17 protein-coding genes are annotated in these 20,484 nt (G+C 64.0%); 6 read left to right on the top strand and 11 right to left on the bottom strand.

The features are described 5' to 3' along the window. Window positions 1-25: 25 nt before the first annotated feature. A complete protein-coding gene (locus I6F28_RS13925) occupies window positions 26-1,264 on the top strand; it encodes an MFS transporter (protein WP_057029789.1) in 1,239 nt (412 codons plus the stop codon). Window positions 1,265-1,699: 435 nt separating this feature from the next. Continuing rightward, the gene (locus I6F28_RS13920; protein WP_225140127.1) at window positions 1,700-5,092 is read left to right on the top strand and encodes an adenylate/guanylate cyclase domain-containing protein; all 3,393 of its coding nucleotides are present in this window, start codon (window positions 1,700-1,702) and stop codon (window positions 5,090-5,092) included. A 245-nt stretch (window positions 5,093-5,337) separates the two neighbouring features. Here I6F28_RS13920 and I6F28_RS13915 read toward each other — a convergent pair whose 3' ends face one another. After that, entirely contained in the window at window positions 5,338-6,246 is a 909-nt protein-coding gene (locus I6F28_RS13915) for a LysR substrate-binding domain-containing protein (protein WP_057029787.1), read from the bottom strand. Between the two features lie 107 nt (window positions 6,247-6,353). On the opposite strand from I6F28_RS13915, the gene I6F28_RS13910 reads away from it, so the two are divergent. Together I6F28_RS13910 and I6F28_RS13905 are read left to right on the top strand one after the other, a co-directional pair. Beyond that, window positions 6,354-7,727, top strand: coding sequence for an FAD-binding oxidoreductase (locus tag I6F28_RS13910; RefSeq protein WP_225140126.1), 1,374 nt, complete (start codon window positions 6,354-6,356; stop codon window positions 7,725-7,727). A gap of 105 nt (window positions 7,728-7,832) precedes the next feature. Then, window positions 7,833-8,732, top strand: coding sequence for a GNAT family N-acetyltransferase (locus I6F28_RS13905; RefSeq protein WP_225140125.1), 900 nt, complete (start codon window positions 7,833-7,835; stop codon window positions 8,730-8,732). Between the two features lie 96 nt (window positions 8,733-8,828). Here I6F28_RS13905 and I6F28_RS13900 read toward each other — a convergent pair whose 3' ends face one another. The 8 genes from I6F28_RS13900 to topA all read right to left on the bottom strand — a co-directional run bounded on the left by I6F28_RS13900 (window position 8,829) and on the right by topA (window position 17,795). Beyond that, a complete protein-coding gene (locus I6F28_RS13900) occupies window positions 8,829-9,083 on the bottom strand; it encodes a DUF3551 domain-containing protein (protein ID WP_081493750.1) in 255 nt (84 codons plus the stop codon). A gap of 5 nt (window positions 9,084-9,088) precedes the next feature. Then, window positions 9,089-9,319 carry a DUF3551 domain-containing protein gene (locus I6F28_RS13895; RefSeq protein WP_074448008.1) on the bottom strand — a complete coding sequence of 77 codons (231 nt, stop codon included), beginning with the start codon at window positions 9,317-9,319 and terminating at the stop codon, window positions 9,089-9,091. Between the two features lie 280 nt (window positions 9,320-9,599). Next, complete coding sequence (gene rpmG, locus I6F28_RS13890; protein ID WP_007603295.1) at window positions 9,600-9,767, bottom strand: 50S ribosomal protein L33; 168 nt, start codon at window positions 9,765-9,767, stop codon at window positions 9,600-9,602. 125 nt (window positions 9,768-9,892) lie between these two features. Continuing rightward, window positions 9,893-11,218, bottom strand: a complete 1,326-nt coding sequence (locus I6F28_RS13885) for an LLM class flavin-dependent oxidoreductase (protein ID WP_225140124.1) — start codon at window positions 11,216-11,218, stop codon at window positions 9,893-9,895. Window positions 11,219-11,465: 247 nt separating this feature from the next. Continuing rightward, the gene (locus I6F28_RS13880; protein ID WP_036015119.1) at window positions 11,466-12,218 is read right to left on the bottom strand and encodes an NUDIX hydrolase; all 753 of its coding nucleotides are present in this window, start codon (window positions 12,216-12,218) and stop codon (window positions 11,466-11,468) included. A gap of 29 nt (window positions 12,219-12,247) precedes the next feature. Beyond that, window positions 12,248-12,688 (bottom strand): DUF983 domain-containing protein, encoded by a 441-nt coding sequence (locus I6F28_RS13875; RefSeq protein ID WP_036015117.1) that lies wholly within the window; start codon window positions 12,686-12,688, stop codon window positions 12,248-12,250. Continuing rightward, window positions 12,682-15,030: a ribonuclease R gene (gene rnr, locus I6F28_RS13870; RefSeq protein WP_225140123.1), complete on the bottom strand. Its 2,349-nt coding sequence runs from the start codon at window positions 15,028-15,030 to the stop codon at window positions 12,682-12,684. The genes I6F28_RS13875 and rnr overlap by 7 nt, the downstream gene beginning before the upstream one ends. Before the next feature lie 20 nt (window positions 15,031-15,050). After that, on the bottom strand, window positions 15,051-17,795 hold the full coding sequence (topA, locus tag I6F28_RS13865) for a type I DNA topoisomerase (protein ID WP_036025557.1): 2,745 nt from the start codon (window positions 17,793-17,795) through the stop codon (window positions 15,051-15,053). 228 nt (window positions 17,796-18,023) lie between these two features. On the opposite strand from topA, the gene I6F28_RS13860 reads away from it, so the two are divergent. After that, on the top strand, window positions 18,024-18,263 hold the full coding sequence (locus I6F28_RS13860; protein ID WP_036039304.1) for a hypothetical protein: 240 nt from the start codon (window positions 18,024-18,026) through the stop codon (window positions 18,261-18,263). A gap of 156 nt (window positions 18,264-18,419) precedes the next feature. Here the strand turns inward: I6F28_RS13860 and I6F28_RS13855 are convergent, their stop codons facing one another. Further along, entirely contained in the window at window positions 18,420-18,887 is a 468-nt protein-coding gene (locus I6F28_RS13855; RefSeq protein WP_109143504.1) for a winged helix-turn-helix transcriptional regulator, read from the bottom strand. A gap of 119 nt (window positions 18,888-19,006) precedes the next feature. Here I6F28_RS13855 and I6F28_RS13850 point away from each other — a divergent pair, with 119 nt between their 5' ends. Then, window positions 19,007-19,780, top strand: a complete 774-nt coding sequence (locus tag I6F28_RS13850; protein ID WP_225140122.1) for an SDR family oxidoreductase — start codon at window positions 19,007-19,009, stop codon at window positions 19,778-19,780. Between the two features lie 61 nt (window positions 19,781-19,841). Here the strand turns inward: I6F28_RS13850 and I6F28_RS13845 are convergent, their stop codons facing one another. After that, window positions 19,842-20,450, bottom strand: coding sequence for an FMN-dependent NADH-azoreductase (locus tag I6F28_RS13845; RefSeq protein WP_225140121.1), 609 nt, complete (start codon window positions 20,448-20,450; stop codon window positions 19,842-19,844). Window positions 20,451-20,484 lie beyond the last annotated feature (34 nt).

Here is a 20,484-nt window from a genome sequence, read left to right as displayed (position 1 = left end):
GCCGCGCCCAAAAGGGAGAAGAAAAATGCCCCTGCTGCAGGTTCTGCGTCCCACCTTGCCGATCCTGATCGGCGCCTCGATCATGCTGACCTTGAGCATGGGGCTGCGGCAGTCGCTCGGTATCTTCATGCAGCCGCTGACGCACGACATCCACATTTCGATCTCGGATTTCACGCTTGCACTGGCCGTGCAAAACCTCGCCTGGGGCTTCCTGCAGCCGCCCGCCGGTGCACTCACCGTGCGCTACGGCTTCCGCCCGATCATGGTCGCCGGCGCGCTGATGTACATCGCGGGCCTCGCGCTGATGGCAACGGCGAATGGGCTTCTCAGCATCATGATCGGCGCCGGCGTGCTGATCGGGACCTCGCTCGCCTGCACCGCGGCGGCGATCGCGATGTCGGTGGCGGCACGTGCGGTGCCGGAGACGGTGCGCTCGACCGTGCTCGGCATCGTCTCCGGCGCGGGCTCGCTCGGCGCGCTACTTTCGGCGCCGATCGGACAGATGCTCAACGAGGGCTTTGGCTGGCGCGTCGGGCTCGCGGGCTTCGTCATCATGTCGGTGCTGATGATCCCTGCGGCCTGGTATGCCGGGCGCGTCGACAAGATTCCGTTGCCGAAGCCGGCGGCCGACGAGATCGATGATGCCACGGCTGCAGCCGCGGCGAGGACCGCGTTCGGCAATGCCTCCTTCGTGGTGATGACCTGCGCCTATCTCGTCTGCGGCATGCAGCTCGTGTTCCTCACCACGCACCTGCCGTCATATCTCGCGATCTGCGGCCTCGATCCGATGTTGAGCGCACAGACGCTCGGCATGATCGGCGGCTTCAACGTGCTGGGCTCGCTGTTCTTCGGCTGGGCCGGCCAACGCTGGAACAAGCTGGCGCTCTTGGGCGGGATCTACATCCTGCGCTCGCTCGCACTCGCCTGGTACTTCATGCTGCCGGCAAGCCCGTTCTCGACGCTGCTGTTCGGCGCGATCATGGGCTTTCTGTGGATGGGCGTCGGCCCGCTGGTCGCGGGCGCGGTCGCCGAGATGTTCGGCCTGCGCTGGCAGGCGATGATCCAGGGCCTCGCCTTCATGAGCCACCAGATCGGCAGCTTCCTCGGCGCTTACGGAGGCGGGCTGCTCTACGACGCGCTCGGCTCCTACACCATGGCCTGGCGCATCGGTGTCGCGCTCGGCCTTGCCGGCGGCATCGTGCAGGTCGCGTTCGCGCTTGTCAGGCCGTCGCAGCCGCCCACGCCAGTGCTGCGGACAGCGTAGGGCGGGGCGGGTGGTCGTTTTCCTTGGCCTTGCACCGCTGCCGTTCTCACAAATTTGCATTTGCCTCAAAGCGCTCGGTTGCTGACGTGCGAGAGAACTTTTCGTCGACTCGGCAGGCGGTCGTTCATGGGCTTGCCAATTTCGCGTTTGGGTCGTGTCAGGCTGTGGTCAGCCTTCTCAGATTGAAAATGGGCTTGAGTTGCAGAGTGTTAGCCAGTTCATAATCCTAATCGCGCCGGCCAGCTTAAGCTTTCGAGACAACCGCTCGGGAGGCAACGATGACGCCCGGCTGGCTCATTTTCCCTGCGACTATCGCCTGTGTCTACTTCCTGGTCATTGTGAGTTTGATCATGCTTGGCGCTTGGTAGGCGGCTGAGGGAAGAGAATCTTGAAAGAGCGCGCTTTCAAGATTCGCCCATAGACCGACGCGAACTCATGTCGGTCGGAATTCGATCGGGTGCGGCCATGGATTGCGCGAATTGCGGCAGAGTCAACCCGGAGGGAACGAAGGTCTGCGGCGATTGCGGCGCGCCGCTGTTCTTTCGCTGCCCTGCGTGCGGGGGCGACAATCCGACAGGCAAGAACTTCTGTGGCGACTGCGGTGCCGCGCTCACGCCGACCGTACCGCCGCAAATGACGAGAGGGGCCGGCGCAGCGACGTCCATCGTGCCACCGGTCACGGAGCGCGCAGGCTTGTTGGCCGCACCAAGTTCTTCCGCCGAGCGTCGTCAGCTCACAGTGATGTTCTGCGATCTCGTCGGCTCGACGGCACTTGCGACAAAGCTCGATCCGGAAGATCTACGGGACATAATTGCTGAGTACCGCGATAGCGTAGCGGCGGTCGTCCGCAAATACGGTGGCACCGTCAGCCGTTACATCGGCGATGGCATGCTCATACTATTCGGTCATCCTTCAGCGCATGAGGACGATGCCGAACGCGCAGTGCGCGCTGCGCTTGAGATCGCCGCGACCAGGCACGCGCCGGGAGCCCCAGCCGAGTTCGAGCTGCGGGTTCGTCTTGGGCTCGCGACTGGCCTCGTCGTCGTAGGTGACCTTATCGGCAGCGAAGCGGCGGAGGCGCAGGCCGTGCTTGGCGAGACGCCGAACCTTGCCGCTCGACTGCAAGCGCTCGCCGAACCGGATGGGGTAGTCATCCCTGAGGACACGCGGCGGCTCATCGGCGGGCTCTTTGACTACGAGAATCTCGGCGCCGTGACGCTGAAGGGCTTCGCCGCACCGGTGCAAGCCTGGCGGGTGCTTCGTGAGGGAACAGCGGAGAGCCGGTTCGAGGCGTTGCACCCTTCGGTCCTCGCCCCGCTGGTTGGGCGTGAGGAAGACCTCGCGCGGTTGGAGCGGAGCTGGCGCCATGCGCGGGCGGGTACCGGTCAAGTCATGCTGCTTGTCGGCGAGGCGGGGATCGGCAAGTCGCGCCTCGTTGCGGCTCTTCAGGAGCGTATCGAGCGAGAGCCGCACACCTGCTTGCGCTACTTCTGCTCGCCTCATCATCAGGAAAGCGCGCTTTACCCCTTCATCGCACAACTCCAGCGAGCGGCTGGCTTCGATCGTGAGGACACGCCGACGACCAAGCTCGACAAACTTCGAGCGCTCCTGTCGCCTGCATTGTCGCCCAACGAGGACGCGGCGATCCTGGCGGAGTTTCTGTCGATCCCCAACGATAATCTATACTTACCGGTTACGAGTACGCCGCAACAAAAGAAGGAGAGAAGCTTCGCCGCTCTGGTTCGCCAGCTTGAAGCTCTCGCGCAAAGACGTCCAACCATGATCGTGTTCGAGGACATGCAATGGATCGATCCAAGCTCGCGCGAGCTGCTGGACCGAACCGTCGATCGCGTAGCAAGCCTGCCGGTTTTGGTCTTGATCACCTACCGCCCCGAGTTCCAGTTAGTATGGACCGGAAAGCCGCATGTCAGCTTGCTCGTGCTGAACCGGCTCGACCAGAATGCGGGCGCTGCGCTGATCCGGAGCGTGGCAGGTGGCCAGACGCTGCCGACCGAAATCGTCAATGAAATTGCTGAACGTACGGATGGTGTGCCGTTGTTCGTTGAGGAGTTGACCAAAGCGGTGCTCGAAACAAGCCCCCAGAGTATCGCGCGAGCGATCTCCTTCGCGCCGCTGCCCGGACTTGCCGTACCGGCCACGCTACATGCTTCGTTGATGGCGCGGCTCGACCGGATTGGGCCGATCGCCAAGGAGGTGGCACAAATCGGCGCAGCTATTGGCCGCGAGTTCTCCTATGATCTGCTGGCCTCGGTCGCACAGCGGTGCGACAACGAGTTGCGGGCGGCGCTTGACCGGCTGATCAATACCGGCCTCGTGTTTGGGAGTGTCGAGCCGCCCGACGCCAATTTCTTGTTCAAACATGCACTGGTCCAGGATGCGGCATACGGCACAATGTTGCGCGGCCAACGCCGCGAGCTGCACGCTCGGATCGCTGGCGCACTCGAGGAGAGGCTCGCTAGAGGCATCCAAGAGCAGCCGGAAATCCTCGCCCACCACTGCGGACATGCGGGTTTGGCCGAAAAGGCGGTTTCCTATTGGCAGGAGGCTGGTGAGCGTTCAAAGGCTCGATCGGCAATGACAGAAGCAATCGCGCAGATGCGAAAGGCGCTTGATTTGCTATCTCAACTGCCGGATGCTCCCGGGCGCCAGCGCACCGAAACTGAACTTCAACTCGCGCTCGGCGGTGCACTGATCGCCGCGAAGGGCCACGCGGCCGAAGAGACCGGCAGGGCCTACGCCCGGGCGCGTTGCCTCTGCGAGGCACTAAACGACACGCCGAATCTGCTCAAGGCACTCTGGGGCGAGTTCGTGCATTATCACGTCCGTGGTGAAACGGACCGATCGCATCGCATCGCCGAGAATTTGCTCGATTTGGCCGGGCGACAGAACGATGCGGCCATTCTTGTCGCCGGTCATCGGGCAGTCGGCGATAGCTGGCTTCATCGCGGACAATTGGCCTTGGCGCGCACCCATCTCGAGCGGGGGCTCGCCCTTTACGATCCGGCGCAGCAGCGCTCTCTGACGGCCCTGTTCGCAGAAAACGCCCGCGTGGCGATGCTTTCGTTCCTTTCGCTTACGTGTGGCCTTCTTGGCTTCGCCGATCAGGCGCGCGTGCAGAGCAGTGACGCCCTGGCAGAGGCCCGCGATTCGTCGCACCCGATCAGCCTCGCATTCGCGCTGAGCGTTGCCTGCCGGTTGCATTTCGTGCTCGAAGACGCGGGCATGGTTGGGCAACGGGCGGACGAGCTGGTTGCGCTCACCACCGAGCAGCGCTTTGCCTTCTTTCTCGCGATGGGGACGGCATATCGCGGCTGGACGCTGGCCGAAGCCGGCGACCCCGAGGCCGGGGTGGACTTACTGCGGCGCGGCATCGAGGGATTCCAGGCGTCCGGCGCAGCATGGACTCTTCCGTTCTACCTTGCGCAGCTCGCAGCAGCCGAGGCAAAGAGAGCACGATATGAAACGGGGCTCGGCCAACTCTCCGACGCCTTGGCACTAACCCAGAAATCGGGGGTGCGGTGGTTCGAGGCCGAGCTGCATCGGCGCCGAGGCGAGTTGATGCTAAGGGCTCGGCCAGGCGCGGAGGCCGATGCGGAGACCGAGTTTCGCCACGCCATTGCGATCGCTCATCAGCAGGAGGCGAAACTCTGGGAACTTCGCTCCGCCGTCAGTCTCGCCCGGCTCTGGCGTGATCAGGACAGGGGTGATGAAGCACGCGGTCTTCTCGCGCCGGTCTACGGTTGGTTCAACGAGGGCTTCGACGTTCGCGACTTGAAGGAAAGCAAGGCGCTGCTGGAAGAACTCTGAGTGTAACGTGGAGCTTGTCGTAAGCGCGCTCCATTGGAGCTCCGTAACGTTCTCGGGTTTCGCGACTCCGCTGCACCCTAAAGACACGTAAGGGCAACGGTGACCTGCTCGGCGCCGTCAATTCTCGGGTTGGCCCCGTCGCTCCGGTTCGCAGCTGGAGTTGGTCCGCGCTGCTGGTCGCGCTTCGGGTTATTCGCATGACCTCTCCCGGCTTCGCACTTTGTGCTGACCCTTTCCGGTCCGGATCAGGTACTCGACCGCAACCACTGCGAAAAGACCCGAATGGTCCGCGCGCGCGGGTGGCTTGGCCTGCTGACCACATAAAAGCTGTAGCCGGGTAGGTTCAACGAGAATGCCTTCACGAGCGTGCCCGCGGCGAGGTCGTGTGCCACGAGCACATCACTGAAGATCCCGACGCCCTGCCCACTGATCACCGCCTCGATGGCGTGCAGTTCTTCCCGGAAACTCAAGTGCTGCAGGTCCTTGTATTGGGGCACCTCGCGCCACCGGCGCTGGGCCAAACCGAGCCATCTCTGCCACGTCGGTGGCTCACGATCGGCCGGCGACCAATAGGAGTGGATCAGAACGTGCTTTGCGAGGTCGACTGGTCTCTTCAGCCGTCCGGTTGAAAGCAAATCCGGATTGCAGATCGGCCAGAACGTATCGCTGAAGAGTTCATCGACGATTCCGTCTGTCGGCGGTACGCGGCTGGTCGCATAACGGATGGCAACGTCACTGTCTCCGGCCTGCAGATCGAGCACCGTGTCAGTGCCGATCACTTCCAATGGCACGTCAGGATGCAACTTCCGCCACAGGGGCAGGCGGGGCACGAGCCAGCGGCTAGCGAAGGCGTTGGTCGTCGTAACCCGGAGCGGCTGCTCGTCACCTTCCTGCTTGAGGGACGCAATGGCAGCGGCAAACGCCTCGAGTCCGCCGCGAATGGCGGGAAACAGCCGCGCGCCGGCATCGGTCAACGAAAGAGGGCGTGGTCTGCGCCGGAATAGGGCGCGGCCGCAATACTGCTCGAGCAATCCGATCTGGTGGCTGATCGCGGTCGGCGTGACGCCGAGTTCTGCCGCGGCTTTCTTGAAGCTCAGATGACGCGCGGCAGCCTCAAAAGCGCGGAGCTCGATCAGGGGCGGCAGCTTGTGCATGCGGCGAGTGTAGGTGAAATCAGTTCATCGTCACCTGAATTCTTCGGATTTGCTCTGAGACAGCCCGCGATCGAGGATGTGGCGGGCCAAGCTAGGGAGCTCGTGTCATGTCCATCGCATCTGTTGCCAGCGCTGCCGCCGAACTTAGCGCCTCCTTTGGAGGAGAACTGCTCAAGCCAGCGGACGAGGGCTACGACGAGGCGCGCAAGGTTCACAATGGGCTGGTCGACAAACGGCCAGCATTGATTGCCAGATGTCGCAGTGCGGCTGATGTCGTGGATGCCGTGGCACTTGCGACCAAGCTCGGCCTCGAGGTCGCGGTTCGCGGCGGCGGCCACAATGTGGCCGGGCGCGCAACCATCGACGGCGGGATCATGATCGACCTCTCACCCATGAAGGGGGTCCGGGTCGACGCGATCGGCAAGACCGTATGGGCGCAGGGCGGGGTCACCTGGGGCGAGCTCAATCGAGAAACGCAGCTTCACGGACTTGCGGTGACCGGCGGCGTGGTCTCGACCACCGGCATCGCGGGCCTGACGCTCGGCGGAGGACTGGGCTGGCTGATGGGCAAGTACGGCCTCGCGTTGGATAATCTGCGGGCTGTCGAACTCGTCACCGCCGATGGCAAGGTTGTGCGGGCCAGCAAGCAAGAGCAGCCGGATCTATTTTGGGCCGTGCGCGGCGGCGGCGGAAACTTCGGGATTGCCACCAGTCTTGAATACGACCTCCATACGGTAGGGCCGATCATCACCGGCGGCCCGATCGTTCACCCTATCGAGCGTTCCCGCGACGTGCTGGAATTTTTCCGGACCAGCACGCGATCGCTCACGGACGAGCACATGCTGTTCGCATCCCTGACCCATGCGCCCGACGGGTCCGGCAGGGAGGTCGCGGCGCTGGTTACCAGCCACTGCGGTCCAGTCGCCGAGGCCGAACGAGCGATGCAGCCGCTGAAACAGTTCGGGCCTCCCATTCTGGATGCGGTCGGACCGATGACCTATTGCGAGCTCAACCGCATGCTCGACGCCAACTATCCGAAAGGCGCGTTCAACTATTGGAAGTCGAACCTCCTCACGGAGCTGAGCGATGGTGCGATCGCGACGATGATCGAATGCTTCGCCCGCTGCCCGACTCCGATGGGGCAGCTGCTGCTCGAGCACATCCACGGTGCCGCGGCCCGCGTGGGTGCCGGGGATACGGCATTTGTGCATCGGCAGGAGGGCTACAATTTCCTGATCCTCGCGCAATGGACGCAGACCAGCGATACCAGCCGCAGCATCTCGTGGGCACGCGCAACCTATGAAAGGATGCGGCCCTTCTTTGCCTCAGGACGCTATGTCAATTATCTCGACGACGATGAGACAGGCGATCCGGTTGCCGCTGCTTATGGGCGGAACTACAGGCGCCTGCAGCAGATCAAAGCGAAATACGACCCTACGAACTTCTTCCGGATGAACCAGAACATCCGGCCGCTCGCCTGATTGCCGGCTGACGATTTCTCGCTCTCATCAAGATGTGAGTAGAAACTAAGCCGCGACCCGATGCATCGTGGGCGGGGCGAGCTGACGCCCGGGAGGGACTAGAGAATGGCGGTCGTGTGCAGGCCCGCTCGCATCGACGACTTGAAGCAGGCCGATGACATCGTGGTCGCCAGCATCAATGAGCTAACCGAACGGCGGGGGTTCGGGAAGATGGCATCCTCTCGTCCGCCGAATTTTCAGGCCTTCTCGCTCGCGGATGATCCCGAGGGCTTATGGGTGGCCGATGACGACGGAGAAATAGTCGGCTTCGCGTGGAGTTGGGTCTGTGGCGAGCTTTGGTTCCTGGCCCAATTGTTCGTCGCGCCTGATCGTCAGAGCGACGGCATCGGCAATCAACTCATCAACAAGGCATTCGCGCATGCAGAAATGCGCGGAGCACCCATCAAGGCACTGATCACCTTCACGTTCAACAACGTATCTCAAGGCCTCTACATCCGCCACGGACTGTTCCCGCGCTTTCCGATCTACATGGTCAGCGTCCCTCGTGACCGCCTGGCGCCACGGTTGGCTGCGCCGCGGCTCCGTCTTGAATCTCTCACGGCCGACGCGATCCCATACGACAGGCTGGCGCAGATCGATGTCAGCGCAGTCGGCGTTTCCAGGGAGAAGCATCATCGATTTCTCCTTGGCGACAGCACGACGCGCGGATTCACCATCCACGCCGGCAATGAGTGCGTCGGGTATGTCTACATTTCGGGTGGACACATTGGTCCGCTTGCAGTCCACAGGCCAGATCTGGTTGAGTCCGCTTTCGCCGCTGCGTTGTCGTTCGCGGCACAGAGCGATTGTCCGGCCATTTCGGCTTTTGTGCCGGGCGTGAGCGAGCCGGCGCTCAAGGCGGCAATCGACCACGGGATGCGGCTGACGTTCCCGATGCTGCTGATGTCAAATCGACCATTCGGAGATTGGGGTAGCTATTTCCCGCGCAATCCGGGTTTCATGTAGGGGATTCAACCGAGAAGGTCGACGTTGCGGGGCAGGCCGGAAGGCACGGAATGATGGCTGGATCGGCGCTCGTCACGGGCCGATCATGCTCTAGCCCTACCGGGGACGCGGGCTGCGGCCTGGAGGGGACGGCCGCTGCACATATGGGTTTTCCAGGCACATCGCCGAACGGCCCGCCGCGCTGGCTCTGCATTCGTCAAATGAACGATACTGGCAAGAGATGTAGGTGCCGCCGCCCCATTCCCACTCCTGCAGACATACCGGAAAATTGCCGCCGAACCGCTGCGCTGCCGCTGGACCGGGCGCGGACATGGTGATCAGGACGAAGAGCAGACAGGCAAGCGCGCGCATCATGATCAGCGCGGCCGCTGCGGAGCGTGCTGCTTGAACCTCACGCGCGGGTTCACATCGCAATAGGTGTTCGACCGCCCGGATGCCGACGCCAGGCACTGTTCCCGCGTCGAATACATGCAGTCTCCGGAAGCGCCGAGCCCTCCGCCAAAAACGCACCAGGGATAGTCATACTGAGCGTTTGCTGCGGAAGAAAATCCGATGACCATAACGACAATGAGCAGAGCGATGCGCATGCGATTCTCCCATCAAGTCAGTTGAGCGGCAACGCAAGAGGTTCGCTCCGAAAGATAGCCGCTTGACGATGCTGGCTCAACAACCACGACTCAAGCGAGTTCCTCTCGTCACGCCGGAGTGTCCCTGGTGTGATCTCGCAGAGCCGGTCCGGATTTGCTTCGCTGCGCTAAGCAGCGCAGCGCTGGGTAGCAGGGTACATGAGCAGGGACATGCGAGCCGAAACGACAACGGGGCCCGCAAGGGCCCCGCAAAAAAACCTTAGCGCGCTACGCCGCGATCTTACTTGATCTTGGCTTCGCGGAATTCGACGTGCTTGCGCGCGACCGGGTCGTACTTCTTCTTGACTAGCTTGTCGGTCATGGTGCGCGAATTCTTCTTGGCAACGTAGTAGAAGCCGGTGTCGGCCGAGGACACGAGCTTGACCTTGATGGTGACCGCTTTGGCCATGTTCTGAACCTCAGAATATCAGGGGAATCTGGAGCCGGCCAAACGGCCCGCGTTGGCCGGCAACCTAGTCAGAAACGGCGGGAAGTCAAGGTTTCAGGCGGCGGAAACCGCTCAAATCGGGCCCATTAGGCCTCAAAGAACCGGTTTTTCGGCCGCGGCAGGCCCAGATTCTCCCTCAAAGTGGGCCCTTCGTACTCTTTGCGGAAAATCCCGCGCTTCTGCAGCTCCGGGACCACCTTGTCGACGAAATCGTCGAGACCGGCAGGCAGGAACGGGAACATGATGTTGAAGCCGTCGGAGCCGCGTCCGACCAGCCATTCCTCCATCTGGTCGGCGATGGTCTTGGCGGTGCCGACGAAGGACAGGCCGCCATAGCCGCCGACGCGCTGGGCGAGCTGGCGCACGGTGAGCTTCTCACGGGCGGCGAGATCGACCAGGCGCTGCCGGCCGCTCTTGCTGGCATTGGTCTCGGGGATTTCGGGAAGCGGCCCATCGGGATCAAAGCCGGAGGCATCGGTGCCGAGGATGACGGAGAGCGAGGCAATGGCGCTGTCGTAATGCACGCGGCTGTCGAGCAAAGCGCGCTTCTCCTTGGCCTCATCCACGCTGTCGCCCACGACGACGAAGGCGCCGGGGAGGATCTTCAGGTGCTCGGGGTCGCGGCCGATCTTCTCCATGCGGCCCTTGATGTCGGCATAGAGTTTCTGGCCGTCGGCGAGGCTGCCGCCGCCGGTGAACACTGCTTCCGCGGTCTCGGCGGCGAGCTGCTTGCCGTCGTCGGAGGCGCCGGCCTGCACGATCAGGGGCCAGCCTTGCACGGGGCGGGCGATGTTGAGGGGGCCGCGCACTTTGAAGTATTTGCCCTTGTGGTCGAGGGTGTGCATCCTGGCGGGATCGAAGAACAGGCCGCTCTCGACGTCGCGCATGAAGGCATCGTCGGCGAAGGAGTCCCAGAGGCCGGTGACGACGTCGTAGAACTCGCGGGCGCGCTTGTAGCGCTCGGCGTGCTCCATGTGATCGTCGAGGCCGAAATTCAGCGCCGCGTCCGGGTTCGAGGTGGTGACGATGTTCCAGCCGGCGCGGCCGCCGCTGAGATGGTCGAGCGAGGCGAAGCGGCGCGCGACGTGATAGGGCTCGTCGAACGTGGTCGAGCCGGTCGCGATCAGGCCGATGCGCTCGGTCACGGCTGACAAAGCCGACAGCAGCGTGAACGGCTCGAACGAGGTTACGGTGTGGCTGCGCTTCAGCGCGTTGATCGGCATGTTCAGGACGGCGAGGTGATCGGCCATGAAGAAGGCGTCGAACTTGCCGGCCTCGAGCTTTCGGATCAGCGTCTTGATGTGCGAGAAGTTGAAATTGGCGTCGGGCCAGGCCCCGGGATAGCGCCAGGCGCCGGTGTGGATGCTGATCGGGCGCATGAACGCGCCAAGCTTGAGTTGCCTTTGTGCCATCGCCCGGTGTCCGTTCTTGGTGACGCTCGCAAAGACATAGGCATGAGTGGAAACTCCGCCATTGGGGGAGGCGGGAAGAATTTTTTGTTTTTCGTAGCTCTCTCAGCACGTCATTCCGCGGCGACGCGGAGCGGCGAGCCCGGAATCCATAACCACCATCCGGAGTATGGATTCCGGGCTCGCGCCAAGAGGCGCACCCCGGAATGACGGAGGATAGACTTGATCGAACTACGCCCCAGCGCGCCAACTAGCTCAAAACGTCCTTCTGCATCTTGCCGGCGTAGAAGTGGAAGAACGGCACCGGCGCGTCGTGACGGAGCGGGCCGGTGGCGAGGCGGGTGTCGAGCTCGTTGAGCACGTTGCGCGTCATCGGATGCAGATCGGCGAGCGGTTTTGAGCCGAGCTCGACCCAGACCAATTCGACCAGCTCCGCATCGGCATGGATCACGCCTTCGACGCGGTGGGTGATCGCAGAGGCATCGGCGGTGAAGAAACGCGTGTCGAAGCGCTTGACGCGGCCGGGCGGGGTGATCGCGCGCGCGATCAGGAACAGGCTGGAGGGATCAGGCAGCAGGCCCGCATCCGCGAACGGCTGCCAGGGACCTTCGAGCTTCGGCACTTTGCCTTCGGCCTTGCGGCCGAGGCAGAGGCCGGTCTCCTCGCAGGCTTCGCGGATGGCGGCAATGGCGAGCGATTTCGCGCGCGAGGCCGGCGTCTTCGGGCTGCCCTTGGCGAGATTGGCTTCCAGTTCGGCGGTGATGGGCGCAGCGCAGGGCACGCGATAATCGGCCTTGTCGACGCGCCCACCCGGGAAGACGAATTTTCCCGGCATGAACACCACCTTGTCGTGGCGCTTGCCGACCAGCACTTTCGGAATGGCGCCGCTGCGGTCGACCAGGATCAGCGTCGCCGCATCCTTCGGGCGGAAGTAAGGATGATGATCGGCTTCCTTCTCCTCGTGAACCCTGGTCTTCTCCTCGGCCTGCGAAATATCGGTCATGTCCTCACCCGAACTGTTCTTTTACGTGTTTACACAGGCGGAATACCATCGGGAGGGTTGTCGTCAAACCCGTGCATGCGCAGAGCCCATTGCAAGCCGACCACAGCTCCCTTCACGGGCTGCAGCAGCGCGAGCGAGGCGACGAAGGTGAAGGGCAGATAGGCTGCGAAGCTGAGCCAGACCGGCGTCGAATAATTGGTCTCGATCCAGAGGATGGCCGGCACCACGATGTGGCCGACGATGACGATGACGAGATAGGCAGGCAGATCGTCGGCGCGATGCGGGGTGAAGTCGAGGCCGCATTTGGCGCAATGGTCGGCGGTCTTCAGGAAGGCGCGGAACAGCTTGCCTTCGCCGCAGCGCGGGCAGCGGCCGCGGAAGCCGCGCTTCATTGCTGACCAGACGTCGCGCTTCTCGACGAGACCGTTCTCGCGCGTCCAGATCTTTGGTGCCGTGCTCATCGTCACCATGCCTTGCCCTTCTTGCCCTTACCCTTGTTCTTTCCTTTGGCCTTCCTTCCCTTGCCGGACTTTTTCTTCTCCGGCTTGCGTTTTCGCTCCGGGCTGCGTCCGGGCTGCGGCTTGGACGATTTGCGCTGCGGACGGAGCGGCCTGCGCTGGCGCGGGCCGCTGTCGGTCTCGAACGACAGCAGCTCGAAACGCAGCGCGCCCGCGATGGGAGCGGCCTCGATCAGACGGACGTCGACGACGTCGCCGAGCTGGTACATGGTGCCGCTGCGCGTGCCGACGAGGGCATGGCGGCTTTCGTCATAGTTGAAATATTCCGTGCCGAGGGATCGGATCGGGATCAGCCCGTCAGCGCCGGTCTCGCTGAGCTTCACGAACAGGCCGGCGCGGGTGACGCCGGAGACGCGGCCCTGGAAGCTGGCGCCGATGCGGTCGGCGAGGTGATGGGCGATCAGGCGGTCGACGGTCTCGCGCTCCGCCTTCATGGCGCGCCGCTCGGTCAGCGAGATATGCGCGGCGACTTCGCTCAAGCTTTCCGGCGTCTCGCTGTCGGGCAGGGCGCCTTCGCCAAGGCCAAGCGCACGCACCAGCGCGCGGTGCACGACGAGGTCGGCATAGCGGCGGATCGGCGAGGTGAAATGCGCATAGCGGCGCAGGTTCAGGCCGAAGTGACCGTAATTCTCTGAGGAATATTCGGCCTGCGCCTGCGCGCGCAGCACGACCTCGCTCACCAGCGGGTAATAGTCGTGGCCTTCGAGCTGGGCCAGCACGCGGTTGAACGTGGTGGGGCGCAGCGCGCCGGACTTGGCGAAGGGAACGTCCAGTGTCTCCAGGAATTCCGCGAGCGCGTGAACCTTCTCCAAGGTCGGCTCGTCGTGCACGCGGTAGATCAGCGGCAGCGATTTCTTCTCCAATGTCTCCGCTGCGGCGACGTTGGCGAGGATCATGAACTCCTCGATCAGCTTGTGCGCATCGAGACGCTCGGGGACCACGACGCGATCCACGGTGCCGTCGCTCTTCAGGAGGATCTTGCGCTCGGGCAGATCGAGATTGAGCGGATCACGCTCGTCACGCGCGCGCTTGGCGCAGGCATAGGCGGCATGGAGCGGCCTCAGGATCGGATCGAGCAGGGGGCCGGTGGTGTCATCAGGCCGGCCGTCGATCGCGGCCTGCGCCTGCGCGTAAGCGAGCTTGGCGGCCGACCGCATCAGGATGCGATGAAAACTGTGCGAGCGCTTGCGGCCGTCGGGGCCGAGCACCATGCGCACCGCCAGCGCGCCGCGCGGCTCGCCGGGCACCAGCGAGCAGAGATTGTTGGAGATGCGCTCGGGCAGCATCGGCACGACGCGGTCCGGGAAATAGACCGAGTTGCCGCGGTCGAGCGCGTCGCGGTCGAGCGCCGTGCCCGGCCGCACGTAGAAGCTGACATCGGCGATGGCGACGTTGACGATGAAGCCGCCCTTGTTGTTGGGATCCGGATCGGGCTCGGCATGCACCGCGTCGTCGTGATCCTTGGCGTCGGGCGGATCGATGGTGACGAGCGGGACGTCGCGCCAGTCCTCGCGGCCTTTCAGATTGGCGGGCTCTGCCGCTTCCGCCTCGCGCTCGGCGGCGGAGGAGAATTGCAAGGGGATGTCGTGGGCGTAGATCGCGATCAGGCTGATCGCCTTTTCCGACTTGACCGAGCCGAGCTTCTCTTTCACCCGGCCGGAGGCGAGGCCAAAGCCGCGGGTGCGGACGATGTCGACGCTGACGAGGTCGCCATCCTCAGCGCCGCCCGTATCGGTCCTCGCGATGTTCAGCTCGCGGTCGGCGAACTTCTTGTCGACGGGGACGAGCCGTCCGGCGCCCTCCGGCAGGCTGCGGAAGACGCCGAGGATGCGGCTCTTGGCCTTGTCGATGACCTTGATGATGCGGCCGCGATAGGCGGGACCTTCATCGTCATCGCTGCGTTCGACGCGCAGCAGCGCGCGGTCGCCGACGCCGGCGGCGGTGCCGGGCCTCGGCCGGCGCGGCATCTCGATGAGGATCTTTGGCGGCTCGCCGTTCTCGACCTCGTCCCATTCGGCGGGGGAGGCGATCAATTCGCCATCGGAGTCGCGGCCGGTGATGTCGGCGAGCAGCGTCGGCGGCAGCGCGTCCGGCTCGGAGACCTTGTGGCGCTTTTTCTTGATGATGCCGTCGTCGGCGAGCTCGCGCAGCATGCGCCTGAGCTCGGCGCGATCGGCGTTCTTCAGGCCGAACTCGCGTGCGATGTCGCGAGTCCCGACCTTTCCTGGATTTGCCTTGATGAAGGCGACGATGGCTTGCCTGTCGGGAAAGCCACGGTCTTTCTTTGGTTTCACTTAACCTCTAATTCTTGATCTCAGGTCTTGCCGGCACTCTTCTTGGCCGGAGCCTTGGTGGCGGCTGCCTTGGTCGGCGACGTCTTTGCGGTCGACGGCACGGCGGCGCGCGCCTTGCTGGTGGATTCGGATTTGGATTTGGCCGCGGCTTTCTTCGCAGCCGGCTTCTTCGGCTTCGGTGCGGCGTCCTCGCCGTCCGCAGCCTTCTCTGACGCTTTCTTGGCCTTGGCCGGCTTCGCCGCCTTCTTGGCCTTGCCGCCGCCCTTGCCGGCGCGCTCGTCGATCAGCGCGATCGCCTGCGGCAGCGTGATGGTGTCCTTCTCGAACTCGGCCGGGATCGTCGCGTTGACGCCGCCCGCGGTGACATAGGCGCCGTAACGGCCGCTCTTCACGGTGACGGTGCCAAGCGTCGGATGATCGCCGAGCGCCTTCCCGGGATCGGCGCCGAAGCGGCGGCTCGGACCCTTGGCAACCTTCTCCGCGATCAGCGTCACCGCACGATTGAGGCCGATGTCGAACACCTCGTCGCCGGCCTCTAAGCTCGCATAGGTCTTCTCGTGCTTCACGAACGGTCCGAAGCGGCCGAGGCCCGCGGTGATCGGCTGGCCGGTCTCCGGATGCTTGCCGATCTCGCGCGGCAGCGACAGCAGCTTCAGCGCAAGCTCGAGATCGACGTCGCTGGGCGAGGTGCCCTTCGGAATGCCGGCGCGCTTGGGCTTCTCGCCTTCCTCATAATCCTTCTGCTCGCCGAGCTGGATATAGGGGCCAAAGCGGCCGGCCTTGACCCAGACATCGCGACCCGTGTCGGGATCCTGGCCGAGCGAACGGTCAGCAGTCGCCTCGCCATCGGCGGCGAGCTGACGGGTGTAGCGGCATTCCGGATAGTTCGAGCAGCCGACGAAGGCGCCGAACTTGCCGGCCTTGAGGTTCAGCCGGCCGGTGCCGCAGTTCGGGCACTGCCTGATATCGCCGCCATCGGCGCGGGGCGGATAGATGTGCTGGCCCAGCATGTCATCGAGCACGTCGAGCACCTGGGCGACGCGCAGCTCCTTGATGTCGTCGACGGCGCCGATGAAGCCGGTCCAAAAGTCCTTCAGAACCTGCTGCCAGGAGATCTCGTTGTTGGAGATACGGTCGAGCTGCTCTTCGAGGCTCGCCGTAAAGTCGTACTCGACATAGCGGGCAAAGAAGCTTTCGAGGAAGGCGACCACGACGCGGCCCTTGTCCTCGCCGTGCAGACGCTTCTTCTCCAGCTTGACGTAGCCGCGGTCCTTCAGGACCTGGAGGATCGAGGCATAGGTCGAGGGCCGGCCGATGCCGAGCTCCTCCATGCGCTTGACGAGCGATGCTTCCGAGAATCGCGGCGGCGGCTCGGTGAAATGCTGGGTGACGGACAGGCTCTGCCGTTTCACGGCCTCGCCCTGGCTCATCGCGGGCAGGCGGCGGGAATCCTCGTCCTCCTCGTCGTCGCGGCCTTCCTGGTAGAGCGCGAGGAAGCCGTCGAACTTGACGACCTGGCCGGTGGCGCGCAGCTCCAGCGTACGAGAGCCCGCCTTCGCCGTGATGTCGACGGTGGTCCGCTCGAGCTCGGCGGATTCCATCTGGCTCGCGATGGTGCGCTTCCAGATCAGCTCATACAGCTTGGCCTGATCGGCATCGAGCTTGCGGCTCATGCTGTCGGGGCGGCGCGAGAGGTCGGTCGGGCGGATCGCTTCGTGGGCTTCCTGGGCGTTCTTGGCCTTGGCCTGGTACTGGCGCGGGCTATCCGGCACGTAGGCGTTGCCGTAATCCTCGCCGATCACCTTGCGCGCCTGGGTGATCGCCTCGGGGGCGATCTGTACGCCGTCGGTACGCATATAAGTAATGAGTCCGGTGGTCTCGCCACCGATGTCGATGCCCTCATAAAGACGCTGGGCGATGCGCATCGTATGCGCCGGCGCAAAGCCGTATTTGCGGCTGGCTTCCTGCTGCAGCGTCGAGGTGGTGAAGGGCGCCTGCGGATTGCGACGGGCCGGCTTGGCATCGACCGCGGTGACGGCGTAAGTCGCCAGTTCCAGCGCCTTCTTAAAGTCTTCGGCTTCCGCGCCGGTGCCGATGTCGAGGCGCTGGATCTTCTTGCCGTCGGCGCCGACGAGGCGGGCCTCGAAGGCATCGCCCCGCGGGGTGAGCAGGGTCGCGATCAGCGACCAATATTCGCGGGCTACGAACTTCTCGATCTCGAGCTCGCGGTCGCAGACGAGGCGCAGCGCCACCGACTGCACGCGGCCGGCCGAGCGGGCGCCCGGCAGCTTGCGCCACAGCACGGGGGAGAGGGTGAAGCCGACCAGATAGTCGAGTGCGCGGCGCGCCATGTAGGCGTCGACCAGGGCGCCGTCGATCTCGCGCGGATGCTTCATCGCTTCCGAGACGGCCTGCTTGGTGATGGCGTTGAACACCACGCGCTCGATCTTCTGATCCTTCAGCGCGCGCTTCTCCTTCATCACCTCGAGCACGTGCCAGGAGATGGCCTCGCCCTCGCGATCGGGGTCGGTGGCGAGAATCAGGCGGTCGGCGCCCTTCAGCGACTTCGCGATATCGTTGAGCCGGCCGGCCGCCTTGGGGTCGACCTCCCAGATCATCTTGAAATTGGCGTCGGGATCGACGGAACCGTTCTTCGCCGGGAGATCGCGGACATGGCCGAACGAGGCCAGAACCTCATAGGACGAGCCCAGATATTTGTTGATCGTCTTGGCTTTCGCCGGCGACTCCACAATGACGATATTCATTTAGTTCCAGTGGCTTACGGGAAAATCTTGGGCCGAAAACGAAAGGACTCGGGTCGGCCGTTTCGACCCGAACATGGGTGGTGAGCGGCCCCCTGTCAAATCGTGGGGTGTTGAAAGGCGCCGCAATGGGAAAAGTTTCATATCGAAAAAGTTGCAGAATACCACCTTGGAGTTGCGGTTGATGTGGGCGTAATGTCCTGTCGGGGCATGGATTCGGGTGGGGTTCTGGTGACCAGGCCAGGAAAGAAACGGGCGCGCGCCGGATCCGGCGCGCCGGGGGGCACGCGTCACGAGGAACCGGGGGAGGGCGGTGCGGACGAGGCCGTGGCCTTCATCGCCGAGCAGACGGGGGCCTTACGCAAGCTGGCCGAGCGCCACAAGCTGGACGTGCTGCATTATCTCTTGGGCATGACCAAGCTCGAGGCCGACGAGCACCTGCGGCTACGGACCAAGCGCAAGCTGTCGTGAGAGTGGGCTCCCCGGTGATCGTGAGAGACTTGAGCGCCGCTCTCTCCCCCGTCATTGCGAGCGAAGCGAAGCAATCCAGAGTCTTGCCGCGGTGGGATTCTGGATTGCTTCGTCGCAAGGGCTCCTCGCAATGACGTCGTGGGGGCGGTGCCACAATCACGCCGACCGACGTCGCGACGACGGTCGTGGCTTCAGCGTGGTCTCCGCCGGCGTGAGCAGCCGCCCATCATCGGCGCGCATTTCCAGCTTCTTCACCGGACGGCCCTTCTCGCGATCGACCAGCATCGTCGCAATCTCCTCAGGGCGGTCGTCGAACTCCTCGCTCCACTGCCGCAGCGCGACCAGGATCGGGAAGGTGCCGCGGCCCTTCGGCGTCAGCACATATTCCTGATAGGCACTGCCGTCGGAGGCGGGGGCGGTTTCGAGAATGCCGTGGTCGACCAGCGATCGCAGCCGCGCCGCCAGGATGTTCTTGGCCATGCCGAGCTTGTTCTGAAACTCGCCGAAGCGGCGGACGCCGAACAGCGCCTCGCGGATGATCAAGAGCGACCACCAGTCGCCGAGCGCCTCCAGCGACCGCGCGATCGGGCAGGCATCACCCTCGAAGCTCGTCCGTTTCACCATCGTTCGTCCTTTCGCATTCACACGCCGCCAGCGCCGATCACGCGCTTGTGTGGTTGCATCATAAAACCAAATGGCCTAGATGGCAACTTAGTTTCATCATGCAACTACTGGAGGCGAGCGTGAGACTGAAGGACAAGACGGCGCTGATCACCGGCGGCAATAGCGGCATCGGGCTGGCAACGGCAAAACTGTTCGTGGCCGAAGGCGCCAAGGTGGTGATCACCGGGCGCAACAAGGAGACGCTGGCGGCGGCCGCGAAGGAGCTCGGGCCGAACGCGCTCGCGCTGCCAGCCGACGCGACGGACATCGCGGCGACGGAAGCTGCAATCAACCAGGGCGCGGAGAAATTCGGCAAGTTCGATATCGTGTTCGCCAATGCCGGCATCGCCGGCGGCACGCCGCTCGGCTCGGCCGCGCTCGAAGTGTTCGAAAAGGTGATCAGCACCAATTTGACCGGCGTGTTCTTCACCGTTCAATCCGCGCTGCCCCATCTCAACGACAACGCCTCGATCATCCTCAACGGCTCGGTAATCTCGGTGCTCGGCATTCCCGGCTACTCGGCCTATGGCGCGGCGAAGGCCGGCGTGCGGGCGATGGCGCGGATCATGGCTTCAGAACTGTCGCCGCACGGCATCCGCGTCAACGTGGTCGCGCCGGGTGCGATCCGCACCCCGATCTGGGGACCCGCGACCGCGACGCCCGAAGCCGAGAAGGCGTTCGAGAAGCGGATCGCGCTATCGACGCCGCTCGGCCGCATCGGCGAGACCGATCACGTTGCAAAGACGGTGCTGTTCCTCGCTTCCGATGATTCCGCACATGTGCAGGGCCAAGAAATCTTCGTCGATGGCGGCGCGGTGGCCTCGCCGAGCGGCGCGCCGATCTATCGCGGCTGATCAAATCAAGCGAATTTGCTCGGGCGCAACATTCGCGTTGCGCCCGAAGTGTTAGCCACGGCTAGGCTGCGCTCAGGCTTGTTGCCGATTGGAGCGCACCAGCGATCGCCTTCTCGCGGTGCTCCGGCCCGAGTTGGATACCGTCGGCCGGGATGAATTCGACGCTGGTGATACCCATGAAGCCGAACACCCAGCGCAGGTAGGTTTCGAGATGCTCGCCGGCTGCGTAAGGCGTCTCTGCGCCGTAGTGGCCGCCGCGCGAGATGGCCACGATCACGCGTTTGCTGCCGGCGAGTCCCTCCGGCCCGGCCGCGCCGTACCTAAAAGTCTTCCCCGCCACCAGGATGCGGTCGATCCAGGCCTTGAGCTGGCTCGGAATGGTGAAATTGTACATGGGCGCACCGATCACGACGATGTCGGCGGCCAGGAACTCCTCCAGCGCCGCGGCGCTTGCGGCAAGGTCCGGTCCGAGCTCCGCCGGCGCGGCGGCGCCTTGCGCGGCGGCGAGGTGCGAGCCGGAGAGGTGGGCGAGCGGCGTCTCGGTCAGGTCGCGGTAGACGACTTGAAGCGAGGGCGCCGCCTGCCGGAGCCGGTCGACGATGGCGGCGGAAACCTGCCGGCTGACGGAGTGGGGGCCGAGCACGCTGGAGTCGACATGGAGGAGTTTCATGTGGGGTCACCCTGGTATAAGTTTGTAACCAGCG

Source organism: Bradyrhizobium sp. NBAIM14, from assembly GCF_020193895.1.
Classification (GTDB): domain Bacteria; phylum Pseudomonadota; class Alphaproteobacteria; order Rhizobiales; family Xanthobacteraceae; genus Bradyrhizobium; species Bradyrhizobium yuanmingense.
The sequence above is the reverse complement of the archived record's forward strand: the minus strand, read 5'-3'. Positions and strand labels throughout refer to the sequence as shown.

Excerpts from the sequence above, each read along its gene's own strand:
- I6F28_RS13925 (WP_057029789.1), top strand. The coding sequence starts at position 26 with ATGCCCCTGCTGCAGGTTCTGCGTCCCACCTTGCCGATCCTGATCGGC.
- I6F28_RS13920 (WP_225140127.1), top strand. The coding sequence starts at position 1,700 with ATGTCGGTCGGAATTCGATCGGGTGCGGCCATGGATTGCGCGAATTGC.
- I6F28_RS13915 (WP_057029787.1), bottom strand. The coding sequence starts at position 6,246 with ATGCACAAGCTGCCGCCCCTGATCGAGCTCCGCGCTTTTGAGGCTGCC.
- I6F28_RS13910 (WP_225140126.1), top strand. The coding sequence starts at position 6,354 with ATGTCCATCGCATCTGTTGCCAGCGCTGCCGCCGAACTTAGCGCCTCC.
- I6F28_RS13905 (WP_225140125.1), top strand. The coding sequence starts at position 7,833 with ATGGCGGTCGTGTGCAGGCCCGCTCGCATCGACGACTTGAAGCAGGCC.
- I6F28_RS13900 (WP_081493750.1), bottom strand. The coding sequence starts at position 9,083 with ATGCGCGCGCTTGCCTGTCTGCTCTTCGTCCTGATCACCATGTCCGCG.
- I6F28_RS13895 (WP_074448008.1), bottom strand. The coding sequence starts at position 9,319 with ATGCGCATCGCTCTGCTCATTGTCGTTATGGTCATCGGATTTTCTTCC.
- rpmG (WP_007603295.1), bottom strand. The coding sequence starts at position 9,767 with ATGGCCAAAGCGGTCACCATCAAGGTCAAGCTCGTGTCCTCGGCCGAC.
- I6F28_RS13885 (WP_225140124.1), bottom strand. The coding sequence starts at position 11,218 with ATGGCACAAAGGCAACTCAAGCTTGGCGCGTTCATGCGCCCGATCAGC.
- I6F28_RS13880 (WP_036015119.1), bottom strand. The coding sequence starts at position 12,218 with ATGACCGATATTTCGCAGGCCGAGGAGAAGACCAGGGTTCACGAGGAG.
- I6F28_RS13875 (WP_036015117.1), bottom strand. The coding sequence starts at position 12,688 with ATGGTGACGATGAGCACGGCACCAAAGATCTGGACGCGCGAGAACGGT.
- topA (WP_036025557.1), bottom strand. The coding sequence starts at position 17,795 with ATGAATATCGTCATTGTGGAGTCGCCGGCGAAAGCCAAGACGATCAAC.
- I6F28_RS13855 (WP_109143504.1), bottom strand. The coding sequence starts at position 18,887 with ATGGTGAAACGGACGAGCTTCGAGGGTGATGCCTGCCCGATCGCGCGG.
- I6F28_RS13845 (WP_225140121.1), bottom strand. The coding sequence starts at position 20,450 with ATGAAACTCCTCCATGTCGACTCCAGCGTGCTCGGCCCCCACTCCGTC.